Genomic DNA, 24,941 nt, shown 5'->3' with positions numbered 1-24,941 from the left:
TTGCCTCCTTGTTGTCCCGCGCCAGCCTCAACCCCGCGCCGGGATGGTCGCAATGAAATCCTTGATCCGTTCGGCCGCCTGGCGCAGGTTGCCCTGCTCGCTCGCACCGCTGCTCTTGCGCGGCTTGAAGCCATGATCACCATCGGTCAGCCAATGGACCGTTACGGCGGATGAGAAGGGGAAATCAGCCAGTTCGGCACGGGTACCGAAGGTATCGCGCTCCCCTTGCAACAGCAGGGTTGGCGTCTTGATCTGCTTGAGCACCTCGCCCCGCCAGCGGTCGGGGTTGGCCGGGGGGTGGAAAGGATACCCGAGAATGAGCAATCCTGCAGCATTCATCTCGTCCTCACTCTCCTGATAGAGTTCGGCCGCCATCCGCCCGCCCATGGATTTGCCCGCCAGAAACAGTCTGGGATGGGCAAACGCCTTGATCATCTGGCGCCAATGGTCGAGCAGGGCGGGCTGCCGGTCCGGCGGACGACGCTTGCCATCCAGGGCGCGCTTGCTCATGTAGGGAAAGTTGAAACGCACCACCTCGATGTCGGGCCCGGCCAGCAGCCGCGACAGCTCGGCCAGAAAGGCGTGTTCCATGCCCGCCCCGGCGCCGTGGGCCAGCAGAATGCGAACGGGGGCATCAACAGCCCCTTCCAGGATCACCTCATGCATCGGCCAGTCGGGCCCGGCGACGGGCCTCCTCCTGCTCCACCAGTTCCAGCATCCAGTCGCGGAAGGCGACTATCTTGCCCTGATCGGACTGCTGCTCCTGGCACACCAGATAGAAGGCGTTCTTGCTCACCAGCACCTGCTCGAACGGGCAGATGAGGCGACCCGCCTCTATCTCTGGCTGGGCCAGCACGCTGTGACCAAGGGCCACCCCCTGGCCGTGAATGGCGGCCTGGATCACCATGGTGGAGTGGCTGAAGATGGGCCCCTGGTTGACGTTGGGGGCATCGATGTCGAGCTGGCGAAACCAGGCCTTCCAGTCGCGACGCGAGGTGTCGTGCAGCAGGGTGTGGCGGGTCAGATCGTCCGGGGTGCGCAGCGGCTTGGGACCGGTCAGCAGCAGCGGTGAACAGACCGGGATCAGATACTCGGTGTGCAGCTTGTCGGCCCGCAGGCCAGGCCAGTTGCCGCGTCCGTAGTAGATGGCCACGTCCACGTCGTCGGTGAGCGAGCCCTCGTCCATGTCCACCGCCTTGATCCGCACGTCGATGTCGGGATGACGTTCGCTGAACTTGACCAGCCGCGGCACCAGCCACTGGATGGCGAAGCTCGGCTGCAGGGAGACGGTGAGTGCGCCCTTGGCGCTGCGGGCCAGCAACTTGTCGGTCGCCTCCGAGATGGAGGTGAAGATGTCCTTGATATCGAGGAAGTAGCCCTGCCCCTCCTCGGTCAGCAACAGAGAACGGTTCTTGCGGCGAAACAGCTTGATACCGAGGTACTCTTCCAGCGCCTTGATCTGGTGACTGATGGCGGCCTGGGTCACGAACAGCTCCTCCGCAGCGCGGGTGAAGCTTAAATGACGAGCCGCGGCTTCAAACGCTTTCAGTGCGTTGAGCGGGGGTAAACGACGAGACATGAGACCAGCCGACGATGAGTTTTTCTAATGGGCCGCATTATAATTTGTCGGTTGCGGGTCGACCAGTGAATAAACATAATTCGCTTCGCAATCCGTTGCCATATGGCTCACTTTTTCTCTTCCATGTTGGTTTACATGTGATTTTTGTGAGTCTCTGGAGTGCGATTGTGGTGTTGTGTTTCTTCCTCTGCGGGAAGAGGGGCTTAAATCGGACCGATTTAACCCAGTCTGTCATCTGAATGTGTTTGGCGCCTCCGGTTGGAAGGCGCCTTTTTTCTTATCCCTATACCTTGAACTGCCCCACCAGTTGCTGCTGCTTGTCGGCCAGCGCCGACAGCTCGCGACCAGTTTCGGCGGAGCTGGCCGCCTCGGCCCGGATGGTGTGGCTCACATCGCGAATGTTGCTGACGTTGCGATTGATCTCGTCCGCCACCCCGCTCTGCTCCTGCGCCGCCCTCGCGATCTGCTCGTTCATCTGATGTATGGTGCCGACCGCGTGGATGATCTGCTCCAGCACGCTGACCGACAGATCCACCTTGGTCAGCGTCAGATCCGCCTGGCCGTGGCCGGTCATGATCGCCTTCACCACCGCCTCGGTGCCGGATTGCAGCTGGCCAATGAGGGTCTGGATCTCGACGATGGCGTTCTGGGTGCGGCCCGCCAGATTGCGCACCTCATCCGCCACCACCGCAAAACCGCGCCCCTGCTCACCGGCCCGCGCCGCCTCGATGGCGGCGTTGAGCGCCAGCAGGTTGGTCTGCTCGGCGATCCCCTGGATCACCACCAGGATGTCGTTGATGTTCTCGCTGTTGGCTGACAGGTGCTCCACCACCGGCTTGGCATCGCTGATGACCGCCATCAGCTTGCGCATCGCCTCCTGGGTGTCGGCCACCACATACTTGCCCTCCTGCGCCGCCGTGTCGGCCTGGTTGGCAGCGGCCACCGCCGAGTTGGCGTTACTGGCCACCTGCAGGGCGGTAGCGCTCAGCTCCTCAAACGCGGTCGCCACCAGATCCACTTCCTGGTACTGGGCCTGCATACCGGCACTGGTGCGCTCGGCGACGCTGGCCGCCTGCTCCGCGCTGGCCCGGGTGCCAGCAACGGTATCTATGACCTGGCTGATGGTACTCTGCAGCTTGTTCAAGAAGCTGTTGAACCACTTGGCCAGCTCGCCTATCTCATCGTCACGGCGTAGCTCGATGCGCTGGGTGAGATCCCCCTCGCCGCTGGCAATGTCCTTGAGGCGGGCCACCACGGCGCGGATGGGGGCCACTATCTGATGGGCCATCAGCCAGATGCAGATCAGCGCCACCGCCGAGATGAGGCCACCGATGAGCAGCTGGGTCATCACGCTGCGGCTGGCCTGGCCGGAGAGATCGTCCTGCAGCTGGAGGGCCGAGGCGAGCACCACGCTGCGCGGCAGCTCGATGTAGATGCCCCATTTCTGTTCGGTACCGCGCATCTTGACCGGCACGAAGGTCTGCAGCAGGTTGCCGTCCGGGCTCCAGCGACTGGCCACCTGCCCCTGGCCCAGCCAACCCTGCAAGGCGGCCGTCAGGGTCTGATACTGCTGACCGAGCGGACTGCCCAGGGTGACGTCGAAGCCATCCACCCCGGCGACTCGGCCCTGACTGCTCACCAGCAGCACCTTGCCCTGCCCCTCATAAAGCTCCTGATCCATCTCCTTGACCAGACTCTGCAGCGCGGTCAGCGAGATATCGACCCCGACCATGCCGAGCAGCTTGTCTTGCTCCAACAGAGGCACGGTCACCGAGGTCATCAATACCTTTTGCGAGCCCACATCGTCCAGATAAGGCTCCAGCAGACAGAGGGCCTTGCTGCGAATGCTGCAGCGATACCACTCGTTCTCCACCCCGCCGGCCGCGGTCGGGCTCTCGTCCGCCAGCACGGATTCGTCCTGCACCTCGGGTTCAATCTTGCCGTCGACCCGCGCCCAGTAGGTGGAGAAACGCCCCTGATCGTTGGAGCCCAGGGCGCTGGAGCCGTGGTAGTTGCTGTCTTCGCCGTCGAGCTGGTCCGGCTCGAACACCGCATAGACGCCGAGCAGGTGATCAGAGGAGGCTGCCGCGTCATGCAGTTGCTGGTTGACGGCGGTACGCAGTGATTCGGAGGAGCCGAAATTGTCGGCCGCATTCTTGCGCTGGAACAGGATCCCCTGGCCCAGCAGGGTTGCCCGGAAGTAGGCCTCGTCCAGATAACTGGTCACCTTGGCCGCCTGCTCCGAGCCCATCGCCTTCATCCAGTTTTCGGCCGCACTCTGGGCTTCCGCCGTGGTAGAAGTCAGCACCTGATCCTGCATGTTGGCAGCACTGAAGAGAGAAGAGGCCACTAGGGCACCGGCACTGGCCAACAAACAACAACCGGCGATCAGGGTGATCCGCCCCTGAACAGAAAGAGAACTCATGCCACCATTTCCTAGCTTCATACTGATGTGATCAGTGTATCGGTTTTAGAAACAAAAACTTAACCTTATCACGCTAAATCCAGGGCAAGTTGGTTCACTTCGCCGGCCGCGGGCAGGCCGACCACCAATCCCAGTAGCCGAATGGGTTTGCCCTGTGCCCGCAGCAAACCTTCGTGCAACAGATCGTGAAACCGCTCCGGCTGGTAACCCCCGCGCCGGTAGACGGTGGTCTGCTGGAAATCGGCAAACTTGAGCTTGATCCCCTGCCCCATCAACTGCTCCTTGCCGTGGCTGGCCGAGAATCGCTGCTCCAGCTCGGGAATGAGCCGGCTCAGCACCTGCCAGCAGGCGGCCTCATCCAGCACGTCGCTGGCCAGGGTGGTCTCCACCCCTATGGTCTTGCGCACCCGCTGGGCCTGCACCGGCTGCTCGTCGTGGCCCCAGATCCGCCCGGCCAGCATCTCCCCGAGCTTGCCGAACCGGGCGATCAGCTCCTGGTTGCCGAGCTGGCGAGCATCTTCGCAGGAGTAAAGGCCGAGCGACTCCAGCCGATCCGCAGTCTTGCGACCGATGCCGGGCAACTTGCCAAGGGGGAGCTGACGCACGAACTCATCCACCTCCTGCGGGCGGATCACGAACAGGCCGTCCGGCTTGCGCTGCTCGGAGGCGAGCTTGGCCAGAAACTTGTTCGGCGCCACCCCGGCCGAGGCGGTCAGCCCCAGCTCGGCGTTGATCGCGGCGCGGATCTCGCGGGCCATCAGGGTGGCACTGCCGCCACAGCAGGGACTCATCGTCACGTCGAGATAGGCCTCGTCGAGGGAGAGCGGCTCCACCTGCTCGGTGTAGCGCAGAAAGATGGCCCGCAGCTGGCGGGAGACCTCCTTGTAGACCGCCATCCGGCCGGGAATGAGCACCAGCGGCGGGCAGAGCTTGCGTGCCAGGGCGCTCGGCATGGCGGAGCGCACCCCGAAGCGGCGCGCCACATAGTTGCAGGTCGAGATGACACCGCGCCTGTCCGCCGAGCCACCGATGGCCAGCGGTACCTCGCGCAGGGCCGGGTTGTCCCGCATCTCTACCGCGGCATAGAAGCAGTCCATGTCGATGTGAATGATCTTGCGCATACCACTGTACGAATAAACAGGTAACCTGCCTATGCTAACCCAGTGTTGTCATTTCTGCCATCGGCATGAAATGACGGGCCGACATAGACTCTTAAGGCACCATTTATAATCCATCGCACAAGGAGGATGAGATGAAGGGAGTCTGGCCGGGGTTGGCTCTGGGGCTCTGCCTGCTGCTGCCGCAGCAGAGCTATGGCAAGGACAATCCGACCGCCGAGTGTAGCTGGTTGCACGAGCGCATCGAGGCGCTGGAGAAGGCCATCAAACAGGGGGACGAGCTGGGTACGCAGGAGGAGCTGGCACGCTGGCGGGCCGAATTCAACAAGAAGGAGTGCCAGCGCTACGACTACTGAGCGCTCGCCATAAAAAACGGGCTGACCCAAGGGTCAGCCCGTTTTGCTTTCGACATGGGTGCGAGTGCCCCCTGCCCGCTCAGATGATCCGGTTCTCGGCCAGCATCTTGCGACGGGCCTCTTCCTTGGCCATCTTCTTCTTGCGGTTGTCGCAGGGTTCCGGGCAATCACACTCTTTTTCGATACCTATGCTGCCAAGTCCGCCACAGGAGCCGGAGATGGTCTTCTTCTGGAAGATGTAGCCGATGGCCATGGCCACCACCACCACCAGAAACACCCCGAAGGTGATCAAAAAAATCTGCATGTTACCGCCCCTTATTTTCTAACCAGATACTGTTTGAAGGCATCGGAGTAAGACTCCTCGAAACCCTCATCCGTCTTGGTGATCACGAAAATGGCCAGCCCCCGCTCCTTGGCGTAGGCCAGGCTCTTCTCGGGTCCGAGCACCATGAACACGGTCGCCAGCCCGTCTGCAGTCATGCAGGAGGGGTGAATGACGGTCACCGACACCATCCGGTGCTGGATAGGCTTGCCGGTCATGGGATCGATGGTGTGGGAGAAGCGCTTGCCGTCCAGCTCGTAATAGTTGCGGTACTCGCCCGAGGTCGCCACCCCGTTGTCGCCCGCCACTATCACCTCCTGCACCGAGCCGGCGTTGGCCGTCGGTTTCTCGATGGCGACGCGCCAGGGGTGACCCTTGCCGTTGACGCCATTGATCCGCAATTCGCCGCCGATCTCAACCAGATAGTTGCGCGAACCCAGGGACTCCAGATACTCGGCCACCTTGTCGACGCCAAAGCCCTTGGCAATGGCGGAGAGATCCACGTAGAGATCCGGGATGTCCTTTTGCAGGGTATCGGCATCGACGGAGGTGATCACGTGCAGATTGCCGAGCCCGGTCTTCTGGCGGGTCTGGGTGATCAGCTCGTCAGACGGCGTCTTGGTCGGGCGCGCGTCGGGCCCGAAGCCCCACAGATTGACCAAGGGGCCGACGGTGACGTCCAGCGCCCCGCGGCTCTCACGGCCAATGTGAATGGCCTCGGTCACCACCCGCGCGGTATCGCGGGAGACCACCACGGGCGTCGAGCTGCGGTGCTGGTTGAAGCGCGACAGCTCGGAGTCCGGCCGGTAGGTCGACATCTGATCGTTCACCCGCTCCAGCAGTACATCGACTTCGGCCTGGAACTTGGCGGGATCCGTGATGACGTTGTCCGCCACCTTGATGGAGTAGTAGGTACCCATGGTGCTGCCGGTGATGTGAATTTCCGGCTTCGATTGGACCGTTTGTTCCTGACCGCACCCAGTCAAGAAAAAGGCTAGCCCGAAGGCTAGCCAGGTCTTTACAACACTGTGCATTGATTAACCACCAAAGTCATCCAGCAGGATGTTCTCGTCTTCAACGCCGAGGTTTTTCAGCATGTTGATGACGGCAGCGTTCATCACGGGAGGACCGCACATGTAGAACTCGCAATCTTCCGGCGCCTCGTGGTTCTTGAGATAGTTCTCGAACAGCACGTTGTGGATGAAGCCGGTGTAGCCGTCCCAGTTGTCTTCCGGTTGCGGATCGGACAGGGCCACGTGCCACTGGAAGTTGTCGTTCTCGGCCTGCAGCATGTCGAAGTCTTCGACATAGAACATCTCGCGCTTGGAACGGGCACCGTACCAGAAGCTCATCTTGCGCTTGGTCTTCAGACGGCGCAGCTGATCGAAGATGTGGGAACGCATCGGCGCCATACCGGCACCACCACCGATGAACACCATTTCCGCATCGGTGTCCTTGGCGAAGAACTCGCCGAACGGACCGGAGATGGTCACCTTGTCGCCCGCCTTCAGGCTGAAGATGTAGGAGGACATCTGGCCGGGAGGGGCAGTCCAGTTGCTCGGCGGCGGGGTCGCGATCCGCACGTTCAGCATGATGATGCCGAACTCTTCCGGATAGTTGGCCATGGAGTAGGCACGGATGATCGGCTCGTTGACCTTGGACTCCAGTTCGAAGATCTTGAAGCGATCCCAGTCACCGCGATATTCGGTAGGAATATCGAAGTTCTTGTACTGCACGTGGTGGGCAGGCGCTTCGATCTGGATATAACCACCGGCGCGGAACGGCACGCTCTCGCCATCGGGGATCTGCAGCTTGAGCTCCTTGATGAAGGTGGCCTTGTTGTCATTGGAGATGACGGTACATTCCCACTTCTTCACGCCGAAGATCTCTTCCGGCAGCTCGATGTCCATGTCGGAACGGACGGTGACCTGACAGGCCAGACGCTCGCCATGACGGGCTTCGCCCTTGCTGATGTGATCCAGCTCGGTCGGCAGGATGTCGCCGCCGCCGGATTTCACCCGAACCTTGCACTGACCACAGGAGCCGCCGCCGCCGCAGGCGGAGGAGACGAAGATACCGCTGCCGGCCAGCACGCCGAGCAGCTTGCCACCCGCCGGGCTGGTCACAGCCTTGGCCGGGTCGCCGTTGATGCTGATTGTCACGTCACCGGCAGTTACCAGCTTGGACTTGGCGAACAGAATGACTGCCACCAAGGCCAGCAGGATCACGGTGAACATGACCACACCCAGAATAATTTCCATCTATATTTCCTTTCCGATTACAGGGAAATACCAGAGAAGGACATGAAGCCCAGCGCCATCAGACCCGCGGTGATGAAGGTGATGCCAAGGCCGCGCAGGCCTTCCGGAACATCGGAGTACTTCATCTTCTCGCGGATCCCTGCCATCGCAACGATAGCCAGCATCCAGCCTGCACCCGAACCCACGCCATAGACCACGGACTCCACGAAGTTGTAGTCACGCTGCACCATGAAGGAGACGCCACCGAAGATGGCGCAGTTCACTGTGATGAGCGGCAGGAAGATACCGAGGGCGTTGTAGAGGGCCGGGAAGTACTTGTCCAGCGCCATCTCCAGGATCTGTACCAGGGCCGCAATCACCCCGATGAAGGTGATGAAGCTCAGGAAGCTCAGATCCAGACCGGACACCAGGGCACCGTCTTTGAGCACGTAGTTGTAGATCAGGTTGTTGGCCGGTACGGCCACGGTCTGAACCACGATAACGGCAATCCCCAGGCCCATGGCGGTCTTGACCTTCTTGGACACCGCCAGGAAGGTACACATCCCCAGGAAGAAGGAGAGCGCCAGGTTCTCGATGAAGATCGAGCGAATCAACAGACTGATATAGTGTTCCATACCTTAATCCTTCGCCTCCACCTGCTTGGGATCCTTGGTGCGCACGCCCCAGATGATCAGACCAATGATGAAGAACGCACTCGGCGGCAGCAGCAGCAGGCCGTTCGGCACATACCAGCCACCATTGTTCACCAGCGGCAGCAGTTCGATGCCGAACCAGGTGCCGGAGCCCAGGATTTCACGCACGGTGGCCACGGTCAGCAGCACGGCGCCATAACCCAGACCGTTGCCGATACCATCCAGGAAGGAGGGCAGCGGGGCACTCTTCATGGCGTAGGCTTCGGCACGGCCCATCACGATACAGTTGGTGATGATGAGGCCGACGAACACCGACAGCTGCTTGGAGATGTCGTAGGCATACGCCTTGAGCACCTGGTCAACCACGATAACCAGCGAGGCAATCACCGCCATCTGGGCGATGATCCGCACGCTGTTCGGGATCTGGTTGCGGATCAGAGAGATGAACAGGTTGGAGAAGGCGGTGACCGCGGTAACGGCCAGCGTCATCACGAACGCAGTCTTCATCTGGCTGGTAACGGCCAGCGCGGAACAGACACCCAGCACCTGCAGTGCGATGGGGTTGTTGCCGAGCACAGGCGTCAACAGCAACTTTTTCATTTCGCTCTTGTCAGCCATTGTTGATTTCTCCTGCACGAACCTTGGCCAGGAAAGGACCGAAGCCCTTGGGACCCATCCAGAAGTCGAAGGTATGCTGTACGCCGTTACCGGTCAGGGTTGCGCCGGACAGGCCGTCGATCTCATGCTCGGAACCAGCCGGAGCATGACCCTTGATCACCCGCAGCGCAGGCTGACCGTTCTGGTCGAACAGCTTCTTGCCGACAAACAGCTCGCGCCAGGCCGGGTTCTCGACTTCGCCACCCAGACCCGGGGTTTCACCGTGGTCGTAGTAGGTGATGCCCTTGATGGTCTGGCCATCGGCCGCGACCGCTACGAACGCATACATGGTAGACCACAGACCCTGGCCGTAGATCGGCAGGATGATGTTGTCGACCTTGCCTTCAGCATCTTTGGCGAAGAACACCGGGACCAGCTTGGAGATCTGACGCAGACCGGCCTTGTCGTCGGCCGGAGCCAGGCGAATGTTCTGGGCAGGATCCTTGGCGGCGACCTTGGTGTCGAAGTTGTCGGCATCGCCGTCAACGAACTCACCGGTGGCCAGATCCACCAGACGCGCTTCAATCTTGTCGCCATACAGCTTGGCCAGGTCACGCTTGGCCACGGCGCTGATGTCGACGCCGGCGACGGACAGGATGTTGCTTTGCTTGTCCAGCGCCTTGTTTTCCAGCTGGGCCGGACGCAGACCCACGGCGGCCACGGAGACCACGATGGAGCAGACCAGACACAGACCGGTCACTACGGCGAGAGTGCCGGTAGTAGAGTCTTTATTAAACGCCACGAGCGATCCTCCGCTTGATGTTCGCCTGTGCCACGAAATGGTCAAACAAGGGGGCAAACAGGTTGGCAAACAGAATGGCCAGCATCATGCCTTCCGGGAAGGCGGGGTTCACGACCCGGATCAGCACCACCATCACGCCGATCAGGGCGCCGTACCACCACTTGCCCTTGTTGGTGAAGGCAGCGGAGACGGGGTCGGTCGCCATGAAGGCCATACCGAAGGCGAAACCACCCAGCACCAGGTGCCAGTGCCACGGCATGTTGAACATGGGGTTGGTGTCGGAACCGATGACGTTGAACAGCAGGGAGGTAGCTACCATGCCGATCATCACGCCGGCGATGATGCGCCAGGAGGCGATGCGCATGTAGACGATCATGGCCGCACCCAGCAGGATCATCAGGGTGGAAACTTCACCGATGGAACCGGGCAGGTTGCCAAGGAAAGCGTCCATCCAGCTGATGCTCTGGCCGGTGGCACCGTTGATCAGCGCCATCTGGCCGCCCTGGGCCCACTGGCTCAGCGCGGTTGCGCCCGAGTAGCCGTCGACGGCAACCCAGACCGCATCACCGGAGATTTGACCAGGGTAGGCGAAGAACAGGAAGGCACGACCCGCCAGCGCCGGGTTCAGGAAGTTCTTGCCGGTACCACCGAACACTTCCTTGGCCAGCACCACACCGAAGGTGATACCCAGGGCAGCTTGCCACAAGGGCAGCTCGGGCGGCACGATCAGCGCGAACAGGATGGAGGTCACGAAGAAGCCTTCGTTGATCTCGTGCTTGCGCACCATGGCGAACAGCACTTCCCAGAAACCACCGACGATGAAGACGGTGATGTAGATCGGGAAGAAGTGGGCCGCACCGATCAGCATCTTGCTGCCGACGCCGGCCACCGCCGGATCCAGAGAGGCACCCAGCAGGGTAGCCAGGGCATATTGCCAGCTGCCGGCACCGGCGGCCGTGCCCAAGTGGGCGATGGCGGCGATGGACTGGTTGCCGACGTTGTACATGCCCCAGAACATGGCCGGGAACACGGCCAGCCACACCATGATCATCATGCGCTTCAGATCGATCGCATCACGGACGTGGGCGGCATTGCGGGTCACGGAACCCGGGGTATAAAACAGGGTGTACGCCGCTTCGAACAGGGCATAGTACTTGGCGTACTTGCCACCCGGCTCGAAGTGATGTTCCATATTTTCAAGAAGTTGCTTGAAACTCATCGCTTAACCTTCCAGTTCAATCTTGGTCAGGCACTCACGCAAGATCGGGCCGTACTCGGTCTTGCCGGGGCAGACGAAGGTACAGAGCGCCAGATCTTCCTCATCCAGCTCCAGGCAGCCGAGCGCTTGCGCATTGTCGGTATCGCCGGAGACCAGATCCCGCAGCAGCAGGGTCGGCAGGATGTCGAGCGGCATCACGCGCTCATAGTTGCCGATAGGCACCATGGAGCGGTCACTACCATTGGTGGTGGTAGTGAAGTTGATGAGCTTGCCCTTCACCAGGTGAGAGAGGGTGGTACGGGTGATGGAGAACTTGCTGGCGCTGGGATTGACCCACCCCAGGAACTCTTTCTCGCGACCTTCACCCAGCACGCTGACCTGATTGTGGTAGCGACCCAGGTAGTCATGGACCCCTTCAGCCTTGGCACCGCTCAGCAGGGAACCGGAAATGACGCGATTCTCGTCCGCACGCAGCTCGTTGTTGGTCAGCTGGCTGATACAGGCACCCATGCGAGTACGCAGCAGACGCGGCTTGATCACGTTCGGGCCGGCCAGGGCGATCACCTTGTCAGTATGGATCTGACCGGTGGTGAACAGCTTGCCGTAGGCGATCACGTCCTGATAGTTGATGTGCCACTGCACTTTCTTGGCACCAACAGGGTCCAAGAAGTGGATGTGGGTACCGGGCAGGCCGGCAGGGTGCGGACCGACGAACACCTCTTCCTTGACTTGCGCCAGGGAAGCGTGCGGCAGGCTGCCTTCGCCCTTGCAGACATAGACGGAACCATCGGTCAGGCGGGTCAGCACGGCCAGACCGTCGAGGAACGCCTGGGACTGTTCCTTGATGATCAGCTCCGCGTCGGCGGCCAGCGGGTTGGTGTCCATGGCGGTGACGAAGATGGCACGCGGGATGGAACCCACGGCTGGCACCTTGCTGAACGGGCGGGTACGCAACGCAGTCCATTGGCCGGACGCGACCAGGATCTCCTGCACCTTGCTGCGTTCGAGCTTAGGCAGCTCGGCACAGGCAAAGTGCTCGAAGGTCACCTGCTCGTCGGACCCATCGATGTCGATGACAACGGATTGCAGAATGCGCTTGGCACCACGGTTGATCTCTGAAACCACACCGGTGGCGGGGGCCGTGAATTTAACGCCGGGATTCTTCTTATCTTCGAAGAGCTCCTGACCTTTAATGACGCGATCACCTACTTTGACAAACATAGTAGGACGCATCCCCACGAACTCTTCGCCGAGTGTAGCAACACGGGTGATGGCCGGGCCATCGTAGATTACTTGCTCCGGAGCACCCAGCACGGGGATGTCCAGTCCTCTTTTAATTGTAATCATACTCACTTGCACTACCGTTAAGGGAAGACAGGTTGGTTAGCGCCGAGAAATACATCACGACGAGTTGTTGAATGAGCCCGTTGATGTTGCGGCAAGATGTCGAAGAAACAAACAAATCAGCAACATACAGAGTCATTCAAAAGCGCCTGAGTTTACCACCTATGGCAAGTTTCCTGCCATGCAAAATGGGGAAAATCCCCGCTCTATCACAAAATCATCGCAATTTAATCGCGTCGCTTTTTCTCGTGAAACCTCAGGCGCGGCCTCGAGTTAGCCACCATTACCCCAAAATGGGTAATAATTTTTATGTTCGAAAAAGGATTAGAAATCTTGATGGCGCGGTGGGAGGGCGACGCTCCCCTCATGAGTACGAAACGTCGCCGAAACAGGTTTTGAAATTGTTAACTGGTCGAAGATTGAGTAATAAATTCGTCAATAGTCTTAAGAGAGTCCATTTTTGCTGACGCAGCTGGGGGTGCTCGGTGCCTGCTCCCGTTGTTGCCACTCCTGCTCGGTATAGGTATGCAGCGCCAATGCATGAATGGCCCCCGCCAGCTCGTCGGCCAGCACCGCATTGACCTGACGATGGCGCCCCAGCAGGCGCTGCCCTTCAAACGCCTGGCTCACCACCACCACCTTGAAGTGACTCTCCGAGCCCGGCGCCACCCTGTGCATGTAGCTCTCGTTGATCACTTCCAGGTGGCTGGGGGACAAGGCGGCGGCCAGCTTGGCCTCGATCTGTTGTTGCATGGTCACGAGCAAAACTCCCAAAATGGATGTCCGGCCATTGTAGCCAGGGTTGACCGGATGACGAAATCGGGCGGTGCGGGAAAATCCCGCTTGCAGCCCTGCCGGGCTGGTGAAATTCTCCGCCCCCGCTAGAATAGCGCCACTTTGCGCCCCACCGGGGCCCGTTACATGACTCAGCTGGACAATTCGCCTATGCAAACCCTTCTCGACACGGCCCACTGTCGCCTGACCCTGTATCGCTATCCACGTCAGCAGCAGGATCCCTTGCAGGCCTGGGATGCCGCCGACGAGTATCTGATCAATACCCTGGCCGAAGAGCCCCTCGAGCAGGATGGCCCCGTCATCATCATGAACGACGGTTTCGGGGCGCTGGCCGCCTGTCTGCACCCTCATACCCCTGTCTGCGTCACCGACTCCCACATCAGCGAGCGGGCTACCCTGGCCAACCTGGCAGAAAACGGCCTGGATCCCGCGGCCATCCGCCTGCAGGATGCGCTGGCGCCCCTGCCCGATGCCCCCGCACTGGTGGTGATCAAGGTCTCCAAGTATCAGGCGCTGCTGGAGCAGCAACTGCTGGCCCTGCGCGGGGTCGTTACCCCTGCCACCCGCGTCATCGCCGCCGGCAAGGCCAAGGACATCCACACTTCCACCCTGGCGCTGTTTGAGAAATACCTGGGGCCGACCCGCACGTCACTCGCCTGGAAGAAGGCGCGCCTCATTCACTGCACTCCGGCCGCTGCGCCCGCCGAGCGTCCCGCGCTGGCCAACCCCTTCCCCACGGTCTGGCCACTGGAGGGCACCGACATGCTCATCCACAACCATGCCAACGTGTTCTCGCGCACCAGCCTGGATATCGGCGCCCGCTTCATGCTGGACAATCTGCCCATCCACAGCGCCCGCAAGGTGATCGATCTGGGCTGCGGCAACGGCGTGCTGGGGCTCTCCCTGCTGGCGCGTGACAGCGAGGTGGAGGTCACCTTCGTCGACGAGTCCCGCATGGCGGTCGCCTCGGCCCGGCTCAACGTCGAGCACAATCTGCCGGCGGCCCTGCCCCGCGCCCACTTTATGGTCAACAACTGTCTCGACGGCGTGCCTGCCGGTTCGGCGGATCGGATCCTCTGCAACCCGCCGTTCCACCAGTTGCAGGCCATCACAGACCACATCGCCTGGCAGATGTTCAGCGACGCCCACCGGGTGTTGCCCAAAGGGGGGGAACTCTGGATAGTGGGCAACCGCCATCTGGACTATCACAACAAGCTCAAGCGCCTGTTCGCCAACGCACAAGTCGTTGCGTCGAACAGCAAATTCGTTATTTTGAAAGCCATCAAACGTTAAACGCCATCAAACGCGAAAGGAAACCCATGATGAAAAAGTCACTCTTGCTGCTGGCCGCCCTGATGCTGGGTGGTTGTGCGACTCACTGGCCGGAGAGCGCCCTGCTCAATCCGCAGGTGATCCCCTCCAACCAGCAGTACTACTCGGGCAACCGCATCACCCTGGAAGGGGTGGACAAGCGTGAAGCCGCCTACGTCTTCTCCATCAAGAAAAAAGAGAAGGCCGCGGTACTGGTCAACAGCAGCCAGCCCCTCAACAGCCTGCTGGCGGAGAAGCTCGCCGAAGGGCTGCGCAGCCAGGGCCTGGAAGTAGGCAACAGCGGCACCACCAACCTGACCCTGGCCATCTCCACTGCCGCGGTCACGGTGGAAGAGAAGACCTTCACCTATGTCACCAAGTCCCGCGTCAGCCTGCAGGTGATCGCCGACTTCCAGGGCAGCAAGCTGACCAAGCAGTTCAACATGTCCTCCAGCAAGGAAGGCCCGGGCGAGCCGAGCATGGCCGAACTGGAGTCCACCCTGAACCAGCAGCTGGGCAGCGTACTGCAGCAGATCATGGCTGACACCGCCCTGCGCGGTTATCTCAAGGGTCAGCCGAGCTGAGCAAGGAGCGAATAGATGAAAAAACTCTGGTTACTGGCCATGCTGATCGCCCCGCTGGCGTTCGCCGGCCCCAAGGTCAGGATGGAGACCAACCACGGCAACATAGTGGTGGAGCTGGCCTCCAAGCAGGCGCCGCAGACGGTAAAGAACTTCCTGCGCTACGTGGCCGATGGCAGCTATGACGGCAGCATCTTCCACCGGGTGATCCAGGACTTCGTGGTGCAGGGGGGCGGCTACAACCAGCAGTTCCAGCAACTGCCCACCTTCGACCCCGTGGTCAACGAGTCCAAGGGCGGCCTGCCCAACAAGCGCGGCAGCATCGCCATGGCCCGCACCCAGGCGGTCGACAGCGCCACTCGCCAGTTCTACTTCAACCTGGTCGACAACAACAACCTCAACGCCAATGCCGGCGCCGGTTACACCGTGTTCGGCCAGGTGGTGCAGGGCATGGAGGTACTGGACAAGCTGGCCCAGGTGCAGACCGGTTACAGCCCCATCCTGCGTGCCAACGACGTGCCCACCAGCCCCATCATCCTGAAGAAGGTGGTCCTGCTGGCGGACAAATAACGCGGAGCGGATCACAATCCGTCATCCCCGCGGTCCGGGTTGCCGGCGCCCCTTTCTATACTCTGGCCTTGCCCCGATATCCGGGGCAAGGCCCACGAGAGGAGAAGGAGGTTCCGGTGACTTGCAACGACTACATCGCCCAGCACGCCATCCCGCTGGCCCAGACGGTTCGTCACTTTCTGGCACGAGAGATCCCTTATCAGCAGCTGGAAGATCTGAGCTGGCAGCTGTTGTCCCACTGGCAGGATCTGCCCCATGTCCCCGCCGACAAGACCCCGGCCTCCGAGCAGGAGGGGGTGTTCTGGCACCTGCTGCACAGCCTGCATCAGTGGGATGAACAGCAAATCATCGCCGACGTCTGGCTGCGCCTGCAGCTGATGGAGTGCGCCAATTTCCTGACCACGGACGGGCCGCTGCCGCGCCACTGCATCGGCCTGCGCCCCTGAATATAGTGCCCTCCCCTGCCCGGCTTGCCTTGGCTATCCAACCCGAACCTGACAAAATGGCGCAATTTTCCCAGAGGAGTCAGGTATTTGAACACTGTCCGTACACCGAGCTGGCGCGCGTCGCTCGCCGTCTACCTTGAGACTCGGGTTCTCATCCTGTTTGCCATGGGGTTCTCTTCCGGCCTGCCGCTGCTGCTGGTGTTCGGCACCCTCTCGTTCTGGCTGCGCGAAGCGGATGTCAGCCTGACCGACATCGGCTACATGAGCTGGGTAGCGCTGGCCTATGGCTTCAAATGGTTGTGGTCACCGCTGGTGGATCGGCTCCCGCTGCCACTGCTCTCCCGCTGGCTGGGCCGGCGCCGCAGCTGGATGCTCTTCTCCCAGTTGCTGATCGCCGCCTCGCTGGTGGGCATGGCCTTCTGCGATCCCAAGACCCAGCTCGCCCAGCTGGCCCTGTTTGCCCTGCTGGTGGCCTTCGCCTCCGCCACCCAGGACATCGTCATCGATGCCTATCGCATCGAGTCGGCCCCCGAGCGGCTGCAGGCGGCCATGGCGGCCTCCTACATGACTGGTTACCGGCTGGCGATGATCATGGCCGGGGCCGGCGCACTGGCGCTGGCCGCCTGGCTCGGCAGCAACGACGGCTACGACTATCGCGGCTGGCAGCTCACCTATCTGCTGATGGCGGGGCTGATGTCCCTCGGCGTCATCACCACCCTGTTCTGCCACGAACCCGTCATTGATCTTGCCGCCCAGAATGAACAACAGGCGGCCCGCAAGACCCTGCTGCTCGCCCGCGGCTGGCCGGCTGGGTTGGCCGGTCTCGGTGCCTGGAGCTACGAGGCCATCTGGTGTCCGTTCGCCGATTTCTTTCGCCGTTACGGCGGCTCCGCCCTGCTGATCCTCGGGCTCATCGCCTGCTATCGCATCTCGGACGTGGTGATGGGGGTGATGTCCAACAGCTTCTATGTGGACATGCAGTTCAGCAAGACCGAGGTGGCCACCATCACCAAGGTGTATGGGGTTATCATGACGCTGGTGGGGGCCGCCCTCGGCGGCGTGCTGGTGATGCGTTTTGGCACCCTGCGCATCCTGTTCCTCGGCGCCCTGCTCACCGCCAGCACCAATCTGCTGTTTGCCCTGCTCAATGAAGTGGGCCACAACCTCGAGCTGCTGACCCTGATCATCTCGCTGGACAACCTCAGCGCAGGCATCGCCACGGCCGCCTTCGTCACCTATCTGTCGAGCCTGACCAACGTGGCCTTCTCCGCCACCCAGTACGCCCTGTTCAGCTCGGTGATGCTGCTGCTGCCCAAGCTGCTGGCGGGCTTTTCCGGCCGCTTCGTCGAGCAGTTCGGCTACAGCAGCTTCTTCATCAGCACCAGCCTGCTCGGCATTCCGGTGCTGATCCTGATCGTGTTGGTTGCCAAACGAGGAAGTGCCTTGTTACCGCAATCGGACAAATAGCAAGCGTTTGCGTAAAATTGGGGGTGATTAGATTCACACTTCCGAATAAAGTTCCCTGGTGCTGGTTTATCCGGTGAATTTATTTGGCTAGAATCCCTTCCGCTCCTTGTGGGCAGGCTACGGAAAACCTCAACTAACGCACAAGAGACCAATAAAATGGCCAAATTTACCAAGACTCTGATCGGTGCCGGTCTGCTGGCTGCCGCCGCTACCCCGGCTTTCGCTGCTGACTACAGCGGTGACATCCACAAGAATGACTACAAGTGGTTCCAATTCAACGTCATGCATACCATTGATCAGCGCCCGATGAGTGCTGAAGATGGCTACAACGATACCTACTTTGAAATGGAGTTCGGTGGCCGTTCCGGTATCTTTGACCTGTATGGTTACGTTGATATTTTCGATATCTTTGACTCCAAGCACAGTGACAAACATGACGGTGATAACCTGTTTATCAAATTTGCACCGCGTGTGTCTCTTGATGCTCTGACAGGCCAAGACCTCTCCTTTGGCCCAATACAGGAAGTCTATGTTGCCAGCTTGTTCAACATTGGTGGCGCTCATGGCCTCAATGAATCTCTCGTCGGTTTAGGTACTGATGTACAGGTGCCATGGTTCGGCAAAGTAGGCATGAACCTGTATAAGCGCCATGTAAACGAATCTGGTTCTATCGATGACAATGGCGTGAAAGTTGGCGTGTCTGGCGAAGGCTGGAATGGCCAGCAGTTCTCTATGAACTGGTTCAAACCTTTCTATACCTTCTCTAATGGCAGCTTTGTTTCTTACCAAGGTTATTTGGATTATGCATGGGGTATGAAAGAAACTAGCCATTCTGATGGCTTGGCTACTTTCCATGGCCTCTACTGGCACTCTGATCGTTACGCTGTTGGATATGGTCTGAAATACTTCAACGAAGTTTATGGCATCAACAACGGTCAATTTGGTTTGAGCACCACTGGTTTCGGCCACTACTTCTCCGTTACCTACAAGTTCTAATCGAACGGGTATCAGGGATACAAAAAACCGGAGCAGCTGCTCCGGTTTTTTTATGGCTCGATGGCGGCTAAAAGGGAGAGCCACGCCCTCCCCGGCCATCCATCAGTCGCGGAAATTCTGGAACTGCATCGGCTGACCCAGCTCGGCGCCACGCACCAGGGCCATGGTCTCCTGCAGATCGTCGCGCTTCTTGCCGGTGACCCGCACCTCGTCGCCCTGAATGGCGGCCTGCACCTTGATCTTGGAATCCTTGATCAGCTTCACCAGCTTCTTGGCGACTTCCTTGTCGATCCCCTGCTTGAACTTCACGGTCAGGTGGAAGCGCTTGCCGGAGTGAACGCTGTCACCCACGTCCATGGAGCTGTTCTCGATGTTGCGCTTGAGCAGGGCACCGCGCAGGATCTCGACCATCTGCTTGAGCTGGAAATCGGCATCGGCCTCCAGTTTGACCTCTTCCTTGTTCAACTCGAAGCTGGCTTCAACACCACGAAAATCGAAACGGGTCGCCAGTTCACGATTGGCGTTGTCGACGGCGTTCAACACCTCGTTCATTTTGACTTCAGAGACAATATCGAATGACGGCATAGTGGGCTCCTCATGTTGCGCTATAGGGGGGCAAATCTACCAGAATTACGGCAAATTTGCTGATTTCGATGGGACTGCTCTGCTAGAATCCCCTGCGCACAGGAATGGCGAGACCCGTTAGAACCTGTTCAGTATCTGTCGCGAGAGGTCGTCCGCAAGGTAAATCGCTGCGCAGGAGCCCGCTTGTATATGAATACATGGGCTTCCGGCTTCACATGCGCAAGCCTCGTACAAGCCTTGATCACGACCTCGCAGCAAGATCATGAACCCGTTCCAGGTGTCCGCCAGGCGACATCTTCACTTATCCCCGGCAGGTGGTTGACTGGAATGCAGCCCCTACCTTGATTGAGTCTCTCCATGCCAAGCGGATCACGCGATTACAACCTGACACACAGTCGACACACCCCCTCCCCCCAATGGACCCTGCTGGGCTGCGGCGCCCTGGGCGGTGTGTTTGCCTCCCTGTTGACTCAAAGCGGCCAGTCCACCCGCGTCTTGCTGCGCGAGCGCCACCGCGCCACCCTGCACCCCGGCATCGACTTCACCTCGCTGGAGGGCAACACCCAGCTCATCAACATCGAGCGCGGCTTCGTCGACCAGCCGGGTCAGATCCAGCGGTTGCTGGTGATGACCAAGGCCGGTCAGGTCATCGAGGCGCTGACCCCGCTGGTGGGCCAGCTGGCGACCGACGTGCCCATCGTGCTGCTGCACAACGGCATGGGGATCGCCGAGCAGGTGGTCGCGCTGTTCCCCCACAATCCGGTCATCGCCGGCGTCACCAGCCACGGCGCCATGCAGAGCGGCCACTTCGTGTTCCGCCACACCGGCAAGGGCGAAACCTGGCTCGGCCCGGTCAACGAGGCGGCCAGAGCCCATGCCGCTCTCGCGGACGAGCTGGCGGCCGCCCTCGGCCAGGCCGGCTGGGATGAGCAGATCCAGGCGCGCCAGTGGCAGAAGCTGGCGGTCAACTGCGCCATCAACCCGCTCACCGCGCTCTACAAGCTCAAGAATGGCGAGCTGGCCGGCCCGCGCTTTGCCGATGCCCTGCAGCAGATTTGCGTGGAAGTGGCGGACGTGATGCAGGCCGAAGGCCAGCCGACCGGCAGCGACGAGCTGCTGCGCCGGGTCATGACGGTGGTGGAGCTCACCGCCGACAATTACTCTTCCATGTATCAGGACATGGAGCAGGGGCGCGAGACCGAGATTGAGGCCATCACCGGCTTCCTGCTGGCCCGGGCAGCCAGCCACGGCATCGCGGTGCCGGTCAATCAGGGTCTCTATCAGGCCATCAAAGAGAAACAGTGAGCCCATCGGGCTCGCCAACGCAAGGAGCAACGGATGAGCGTACTGGTACTGGTGGCCCCCGGGTCAGAAGAGATCGAGACGGTCGCCATCGTCGATACCCTGGTACGCGGGGCCATCGAGGTGGTGCTGGCCTCCTGCTGCCCCGCCGGGCAGCGCCAGATCAGGGCCTCCCGCGGGGTACAGCTGGTGGCGGATTGCCACCTCGACGAGCTGGCGGATCAGGAGTTCGAGGCCATAGTGGTGCCGGGTGGCCTGCCCGGCAGCGAGGTTATCCGCGATACGCCGCGCGCCATCACCCTGCTCAAGGCGCAGGCAGCAGCGCAGCGCTGGCGGGCAGCCATCTGCGCCGCCCCCGCCGTGGTGCTGCTGCACCACGATCTGCTGGGGGAAGCCCGCGCCACCTGCCATCCCGGCTTTCAGGCCCGCCTGCCCGCGGCGCAGCTCAGTCACGCGCGGGTGGTGACCGATGAGGCTCATCACCTCATCACCAGCCAGGGGCCGGGCACCGCCATCGAGTTCGCCCTCGAGCTGGTGCGGGTGCTGCGCGGTGACGAGGCTGCCGGTGCGGTGGCCGGCCCCATGGTGCTGCCCCCCTCCTCACCCATGCCCTGAGTAAATAGCCCTCTCGCAATGACAGAGCGCCCCTTGCCAATTGGCAAGGGGCGCTCTGCTTTGAGGCGAACTGCAAGCAGTCTGCCGGTTAAGCTCCGGCTCAACTGAGCATTTCGGGCCTGAGCTGCTCCATCAGCAGGTGGTTGTCGCTGTAATCCACCGGGATGGCCACCACCGCCGGCCCGCTCACCGCCATGGCGGCGCGCAGGGTCGCCCGCAGATCCTCGGCGCAGGTGACGGCAAAGCCGGCCGCCCCGAACGACTCGGCATAGGCCTTGAAGTTGATGGGGCCGAAACTCACCCCTGAGCTGCGGCTGTACTTTTTCTCCTCCTGCATCGCCACCATGTTGTAGCCGTTATCGACCCAGATGATGTGCACTATGTTGGACTTGAGCCGCACCGCGGTCTCCAGCTCCATGCTCGACTGCATGAAGCTGCCGTCGCCAGACACCGAGATGATCTTCTCTCCCGGGCGCACCATGGCTGCCCCGATGGCCCAGGGCAGCGCCACCCCCATGGTCTGCTGACCGTTGGAGATGAGCACCTGGCGGGCCCGGAAGCTGTAGAGGTAGCGGGCAATCCAGATGTGGAAGCTGCCCATGTCCACGCACAGGGTCATGTCCTGCCCGATGATGTCCTGCAGCTCCTTGACGATGCGCAGCGGATGGATGGGGGTCCCCCCCAGCCGGCCGGCATGTTCGGCGAGTTGATGGCGCTGGGCGCGGATCTCGCCGAGCAGGGCAGTAATGGCCGGATCCCGCGCCAGCGGCTGATGCAGCATCCGGGTCAGCCGCGCCAGGTTGGCGCTGATGGAGCCCACCAGCTCCACCGCCGGGCAGTAGCTGCTGTCGATCTCCGCCGGCAGCGCATCGATGTGCAGCAGCTGGCGCTCACCGGTGCCGTTCCACAACACGGGATCGTATTCGATGGGGCTGTAGCCGATACAAATCACCAGATCCGCATCCTGCAGCAGCTTGTCCCCCGGCTGGTTGTTGAACAGTCCCACCCGTCCGGCGAAGTCATCGAAATGGTGGGTATCCACCACCCCGGCCGCCTGATAGGTGCCGGTCACCGGCAACCTGCTCTTGTCGAGGAAGGCGCGCACCGCGAGAGAGTTCTCCGGCCGGCTGGCCAGCAGGCCGAGCAATACCACCGGCTTGCGAGCCCGCGCCAGCAGGCTCAGCGCCCGATCGATGCCGCTCTCATCGGCTGCTCCCGGCTCCGGGATGGCACTCGGCACCAGGATGGCGCCGTCGGCCGGCTCGTTGATGATGTCCATCGGCAGGCTGACGAAGGCCGCCCCGGGCCGCCCCAGCTCGGCGCAGCGAAAGGCGTTGGCCATCACCTCGGAGAGGGCTGAACCGGTGCCCACCTGGGCGCTGAACTTGGTGACCGGCCGGCACAGGCTGACGGTATCCAGGCTCTGGTGGGTCAGCTTGAGGCCGTCGGCCCGCCGCACGGCTCCGCCCAGCGCCACCATGGCATCCCCTTCCGAGGTGGCGGTGGCAAGACCCGTGATGAGGTTGGCGCAGCCCGGCCCCGAGGTCACCAGCGCCACCCCGGCCTTGCCGGTCAGCCGGCCGACCGCGGCGGCCATGAAGGCGGCATTCGCTTCGTGACGCACCACTATGGTTTCGATGGGAGAGTCCTCCAGCGCATCGAATACCCTGTCGATCTTGGCCCCGGGAATGCCGAATACCTGCTTGACCCCCTGCGCCTCCAGATGGCGCACCACCAGTTCGGCCCCACAGGCCCAGTGTTGATTTTCCATGATGTCACTCCTTGTTAAGCGAAGAGCTCAGCCTTCGGCGGCGCGGATGGCGCGGTCCAGATCGGCGGGATTGAGGTCGGCCTGCTGAAAGGCCGGATTGCGGGGCAGCTCGATGTTGAGGTGTTGCACCACCGACAGCTGCAGCTGGCCGTGGCCCATGGCGTAGTCGAGGATGTGGCCGCCGCCCCGGCGATCCTCGGTGATGAAGTGCTCGTGATAGCCAGCCACGTTGATCCCCTGCACGAAGGGCGGGCAACGAAAGCCGACCAGGGTGCCGCGCCGCTGGCTGAACGAGAACAGCGGCTGGGCCTCGATGGCCTCCAGCATGGGCTTGTAGGGAGGACTCTGACAGGGGACGGTGCGCACCTGCGCCTGTTCGAACAGGCCGTCGAGCCGAAAGGCGACGAAGACGTTGTCGGTACCCACCAACCGATCCACCCACTGATGGATCTCCTCGCGGCTCAGGGGGTGATCGAAGCGGCGCTGCAGGCAGGGGCGAAAGTGGGTCATCACCGCGAACGGGGTCTTCTGTTCGGCGCGGGCCGGACGGGCCGAGCCGTCAGCCTTGAGCTGGTGGATCTGGCGCTCGAACGCAATCAGCTCGCCGTCGAGCCGGTTGAAGGTCCCGAGGCCGAAGTCACCGTGGCGCAGCAGGTCGGCCATGGTGGTCTCCCCCTCGTAAACCCCCGCCAGCAGGGCGCTCATCAGGGAGCTCTGGTAGACCTCGCCGCCCCCCTGGCGAGCCTGCCAGCGAGCAAACTGCTGGCTGATCTCGATGGCGCAGTCACATGATGAATTGGTTTCCATTTGGATTTCACCTCCAATCCTGTTAGGTTGGCAAATCAGGATTCAATAGTGACCAAGATCACAGTTTGATACCAATATCCAAACCCATCAGCTTCGAGACGTACCAGATATGGAATTCCGTTACCTGCGCTACCTGGTGGCCGTGGCAGACAAACAGAGCTTTACCCGCGCCGCCGAGGCGCTGGGCATGGCCCAGCCGCCGCTCAGCCAGCAGATCCGCAAATTCGAACAGGAGGTGGGCACGCCGCTGTTTCACCGGCTGACCCGCAGTGTGGAGCTGACCGAGGCGGGGCTGAGCCTCTATCAGGATGCCAAGGGGATATTGGCGCAGACCGAGCAGGCCATGCAGAAGGCCAGGCGCATTGCTCGCGGCCAGCTGGGTTCGCTGCGCCTCGGCTTTGCCGGCTCTACCGTGCTGCACCCGAGCGTGCTGCAACTCATCCACGATTTTCGCCAGGCCTGGCCGGAGGTCAGCCTGCACCCCATCGAGAACAGCATGCCCAATCTGGTACGTGATCTGGTGAGCGAGGAGCTGGATGCCGCCATCTTGCGTCTGCCCTGCAGCAGCAGCTCGGCGCTGGCCCACCACCTGATCGATGAGGAGGAGATGCTGATCGCCCTGCCCCCGCACCATCCGCTGGCCGGCAGTGGCGCCATCCCCATCGAGGCGCTGGCACAGGATCCCTTCATCCTGTTCCCTCGCGAGCTCGGACCCGGGCTGCACGACGCCATCACCCAGCGCTGTCAGCGGGCCGGCTTCAGCCCCCGCCTCGGCAGCCAGAGTCCGCAGGTGATCTCTACCGTCGGCATGGTGCAGGCCGGTTTCGGGGTCGCCATCATCCCGCGCTCGGTCAGCGAGCTGCACCCCCACGGCGTCAGCTATCACCCCATCGCCACCGAGCCGCTCACCACCCGCATCAGCCTCGCCACCCGCCGCCATCCCCGCCAGAAAAGCCTGCAGCATCTGATTGGGCTGATCCCGCGCCAATCTTGAATCAACATCATGCAAAGCTTGATGATAAAGAGGGGGACTTTAGAGA

26 protein-coding genes are annotated in these 24,941 nt (G+C 61.4%); 10 read left to right on the top strand and 16 right to left on the bottom strand.

Translation table 11 applies throughout. The features are described 5' to 3' along the window. Positions 1 to 27: 27 nt before the first annotated feature. From BN1143_RS05580 to dinB, 4 genes are all read right to left on the bottom strand, one after another. Complete coding sequence (locus BN1143_RS05580; RefSeq protein WP_042049927.1) at positions 28 to 666, bottom strand: alpha/beta fold hydrolase; 639 nt, start codon at positions 664 to 666, stop codon at positions 28 to 30. Next, positions 659 to 1,579 carry a transcriptional regulator GcvA gene (locus BN1143_RS05575; protein ID WP_005303519.1) on the bottom strand — a complete coding sequence of 307 codons (921 nt, stop codon included), beginning with the start codon at positions 1,577 to 1,579 and terminating at the stop codon, positions 659 to 661. The genes BN1143_RS05580 and BN1143_RS05575 overlap by 8 nt, the downstream gene beginning before the upstream one ends. 283 nt (positions 1,580 to 1,862) lie before the next feature. Continuing rightward, positions 1,863 to 4,004 carry a methyl-accepting chemotaxis protein gene (locus tag BN1143_RS05570; protein WP_017784033.1) on the bottom strand — a complete coding sequence of 714 codons (2,142 nt, stop codon included), beginning with the start codon at positions 4,002 to 4,004 and terminating at the stop codon, positions 1,863 to 1,865. 68 nt (positions 4,005 to 4,072) lie between these two features. Next, positions 4,073 to 5,125, bottom strand: coding sequence for a DNA polymerase IV (gene dinB, locus BN1143_RS05565; protein WP_042049925.1), 1,053 nt, complete (start codon positions 5,123 to 5,125; stop codon positions 4,073 to 4,075). Between the two features lie 131 nt (positions 5,126 to 5,256). Here dinB and BN1143_RS05560 point away from each other — a divergent pair, with 131 nt between their 5' ends. Beyond that, positions 5,257 to 5,478, top strand: coding sequence for a hypothetical protein (locus tag BN1143_RS05560; protein ID WP_042049924.1), 222 nt, complete (start codon positions 5,257 to 5,259; stop codon positions 5,476 to 5,478). Positions 5,479 to 5,557: 79 nt separating this feature from the next. On the opposite strand, the gene nqrM is transcribed toward BN1143_RS05560, so the two are convergent. The 9 genes from nqrM to BN1143_RS05515 form a co-directional block, all read right to left on the bottom strand. After that, positions 5,558 to 5,782 carry a (Na+)-NQR maturation NqrM gene (nqrM, locus tag BN1143_RS05555; RefSeq protein ID WP_005303529.1) on the bottom strand — a complete coding sequence of 75 codons (225 nt, stop codon included), beginning with the start codon at positions 5,780 to 5,782 and terminating at the stop codon, positions 5,558 to 5,560. An 11-nt stretch (positions 5,783 to 5,793) separates the two neighbouring features. Continuing rightward, complete coding sequence (locus BN1143_RS05550) at positions 5,794 to 6,834, bottom strand: FAD:protein FMN transferase ApbE (protein ID WP_005303533.1); 1,041 nt, start codon at positions 6,832 to 6,834, stop codon at positions 5,794 to 5,796. A 3-nt stretch (positions 6,835 to 6,837) separates the two neighbouring features. Further along, complete coding sequence (gene nqrF / locus BN1143_RS05545) at positions 6,838 to 8,061, bottom strand: NADH:ubiquinone reductase (Na(+)-transporting) subunit F (RefSeq protein ID WP_005303535.1); 1,224 nt, start codon at positions 8,059 to 8,061, stop codon at positions 6,838 to 6,840. Positions 8,062 to 8,078: 17 nt separating this feature from the next. Then, on the bottom strand, positions 8,079 to 8,675 hold the full coding sequence (gene nqrE / locus BN1143_RS05540) for an NADH:ubiquinone reductase (Na(+)-transporting) subunit E (RefSeq protein WP_005303538.1): 597 nt from the start codon (positions 8,673 to 8,675) through the stop codon (positions 8,079 to 8,081). Positions 8,676 to 8,678: 3 nt separating this feature from the next. Further along, positions 8,679 to 9,311, bottom strand: coding sequence for an NADH:ubiquinone reductase (Na(+)-transporting) subunit D (locus BN1143_RS05535; protein WP_005303545.1), 633 nt, complete (start codon positions 9,309 to 9,311; stop codon positions 8,679 to 8,681). Continuing rightward, positions 9,304 to 10,092 (bottom strand): Na(+)-translocating NADH-quinone reductase subunit C, encoded by a 789-nt coding sequence (locus BN1143_RS05530; protein WP_005303548.1) that lies wholly within the window; start codon positions 10,090 to 10,092, stop codon positions 9,304 to 9,306. The genes BN1143_RS05535 and BN1143_RS05530 overlap by 8 nt, the downstream gene beginning before the upstream one ends. Continuing rightward, positions 10,082 to 11,311, bottom strand: coding sequence for an NADH:ubiquinone reductase (Na(+)-transporting) subunit B (locus BN1143_RS05525; RefSeq protein WP_005303550.1), 1,230 nt, complete (start codon positions 11,309 to 11,311; stop codon positions 10,082 to 10,084). The genes BN1143_RS05530 and BN1143_RS05525 overlap by 11 nt, the downstream gene beginning before the upstream one ends. Before the next feature lie 3 nt (positions 11,312 to 11,314). Next, complete coding sequence (locus BN1143_RS05520; protein WP_042049923.1) at positions 11,315 to 12,658, bottom strand: Na(+)-translocating NADH-quinone reductase subunit A; 1,344 nt, start codon at positions 12,656 to 12,658, stop codon at positions 11,315 to 11,317. A 441-nt stretch (positions 12,659 to 13,099) separates the two neighbouring features. Next, a complete protein-coding gene (locus BN1143_RS05515; RefSeq protein ID WP_005303561.1) occupies positions 13,100 to 13,408 on the bottom strand; it encodes a BolA family protein in 309 nt (102 codons plus the stop codon). 192 nt (positions 13,409 to 13,600) lie between these two features. Between BN1143_RS05515 and BN1143_RS05510 the strand changes: the two genes are divergently transcribed. From BN1143_RS05510 to BN1143_RS05485, 6 genes are all read left to right on the top strand, one after another. Then, on the top strand, positions 13,601 to 14,743 hold the full coding sequence (locus tag BN1143_RS05510) for a methyltransferase (protein WP_042049921.1): 1,143 nt from the start codon (positions 13,601 to 13,603) through the stop codon (positions 14,741 to 14,743). A 29-nt stretch (positions 14,744 to 14,772) separates the two neighbouring features. Then, positions 14,773 to 15,345 (top strand): YajG family lipoprotein, encoded by a 573-nt coding sequence (locus BN1143_RS05505; RefSeq protein ID WP_010634807.1) that lies wholly within the window; start codon positions 14,773 to 14,775, stop codon positions 15,343 to 15,345. Positions 15,346 to 15,360: 15 nt separating this feature from the next. Continuing rightward, a complete protein-coding gene (locus BN1143_RS05500; RefSeq protein ID WP_005303575.1) occupies positions 15,361 to 15,912 on the top strand; it encodes a peptidylprolyl isomerase in 552 nt (183 codons plus the stop codon). A gap of 116 nt (positions 15,913 to 16,028) precedes the next feature. Beyond that, positions 16,029 to 16,358, top strand: coding sequence for a hypothetical protein (locus BN1143_RS05495; RefSeq protein ID WP_017764090.1), 330 nt, complete (start codon positions 16,029 to 16,031; stop codon positions 16,356 to 16,358). 87 nt (positions 16,359 to 16,445) lie between these two features. Beyond that, positions 16,446 to 17,825, top strand: coding sequence for an AmpG family muropeptide MFS transporter (locus BN1143_RS05490; protein ID WP_042049919.1), 1,380 nt, complete (start codon positions 16,446 to 16,448; stop codon positions 17,823 to 17,825). A 156-nt stretch (positions 17,826 to 17,981) separates the two neighbouring features. Continuing rightward, on the top strand, positions 17,982 to 18,821 hold the full coding sequence (locus tag BN1143_RS05485; RefSeq protein ID WP_042049916.1) for a nucleoside-specific channel-forming Tsx family protein: 840 nt from the start codon (positions 17,982 to 17,984) through the stop codon (positions 18,819 to 18,821). Positions 18,822 to 18,923: 102 nt separating this feature from the next. Here the strand turns inward: BN1143_RS05485 and BN1143_RS05480 are convergent, their stop codons facing one another. Continuing rightward, positions 18,924 to 19,406, bottom strand: coding sequence for a YajQ family cyclic di-GMP-binding protein (locus BN1143_RS05480; protein ID WP_005303589.1), 483 nt, complete (start codon positions 19,404 to 19,406; stop codon positions 18,924 to 18,926). A gap of 357 nt (positions 19,407 to 19,763) precedes the next feature. On the opposite strand from BN1143_RS05480, the gene BN1143_RS05475 reads away from it, so the two are divergent. Both BN1143_RS05475 and BN1143_RS05470 read left to right on the top strand, forming a co-directional pair. Continuing rightward, on the top strand, positions 19,764 to 20,711 hold the full coding sequence (locus tag BN1143_RS05475) for a ketopantoate reductase family protein (protein ID WP_017787777.1): 948 nt from the start codon (positions 19,764 to 19,766) through the stop codon (positions 20,709 to 20,711). 33 nt (positions 20,712 to 20,744) lie between these two features. Then, positions 20,745 to 21,323 (top strand): DJ-1 family glyoxalase III, encoded by a 579-nt coding sequence (locus BN1143_RS05470; RefSeq protein ID WP_042049914.1) that lies wholly within the window; start codon positions 20,745 to 20,747, stop codon positions 21,321 to 21,323. 100 nt (positions 21,324 to 21,423) lie between these two features. On the opposite strand, the gene alsS is transcribed toward BN1143_RS05470, so the two are convergent. Beyond that, positions 21,424 to 23,094 carry an acetolactate synthase AlsS gene (gene alsS, locus BN1143_RS05465; protein WP_042049913.1) on the bottom strand — a complete coding sequence of 557 codons (1,671 nt, stop codon included), beginning with the start codon at positions 23,092 to 23,094 and terminating at the stop codon, positions 21,424 to 21,426. A gap of 27 nt (positions 23,095 to 23,121) precedes the next feature. After that, on the bottom strand, positions 23,122 to 23,901 hold the full coding sequence (budA, locus tag BN1143_RS05460) for an acetolactate decarboxylase (protein WP_017787776.1): 780 nt from the start codon (positions 23,899 to 23,901) through the stop codon (positions 23,122 to 23,124). A 109-nt stretch (positions 23,902 to 24,010) separates the two neighbouring features. Between budA and BN1143_RS05455 the strand changes: the two genes are divergently transcribed. Beyond that, positions 24,011 to 24,895 carry a LysR family transcriptional regulator gene (locus BN1143_RS05455; protein WP_042049911.1) on the top strand — a complete coding sequence of 295 codons (885 nt, stop codon included), beginning with the start codon at positions 24,011 to 24,013 and terminating at the stop codon, positions 24,893 to 24,895. The last annotated feature ends 46 nt before the right edge of the window (positions 24,896 to 24,941 follow it).

The sequence above is a fragment of the Aeromonas dhakensis genome, from assembly GCF_000820305.1.
GTDB lineage: Bacteria > Pseudomonadota > Gammaproteobacteria > Enterobacterales > Aeromonadaceae > Aeromonas > Aeromonas dhakensis.
The sequence above is the reverse complement of the archived record's forward strand: the minus strand, read 5'-3'. Positions and strand labels throughout refer to the sequence as shown.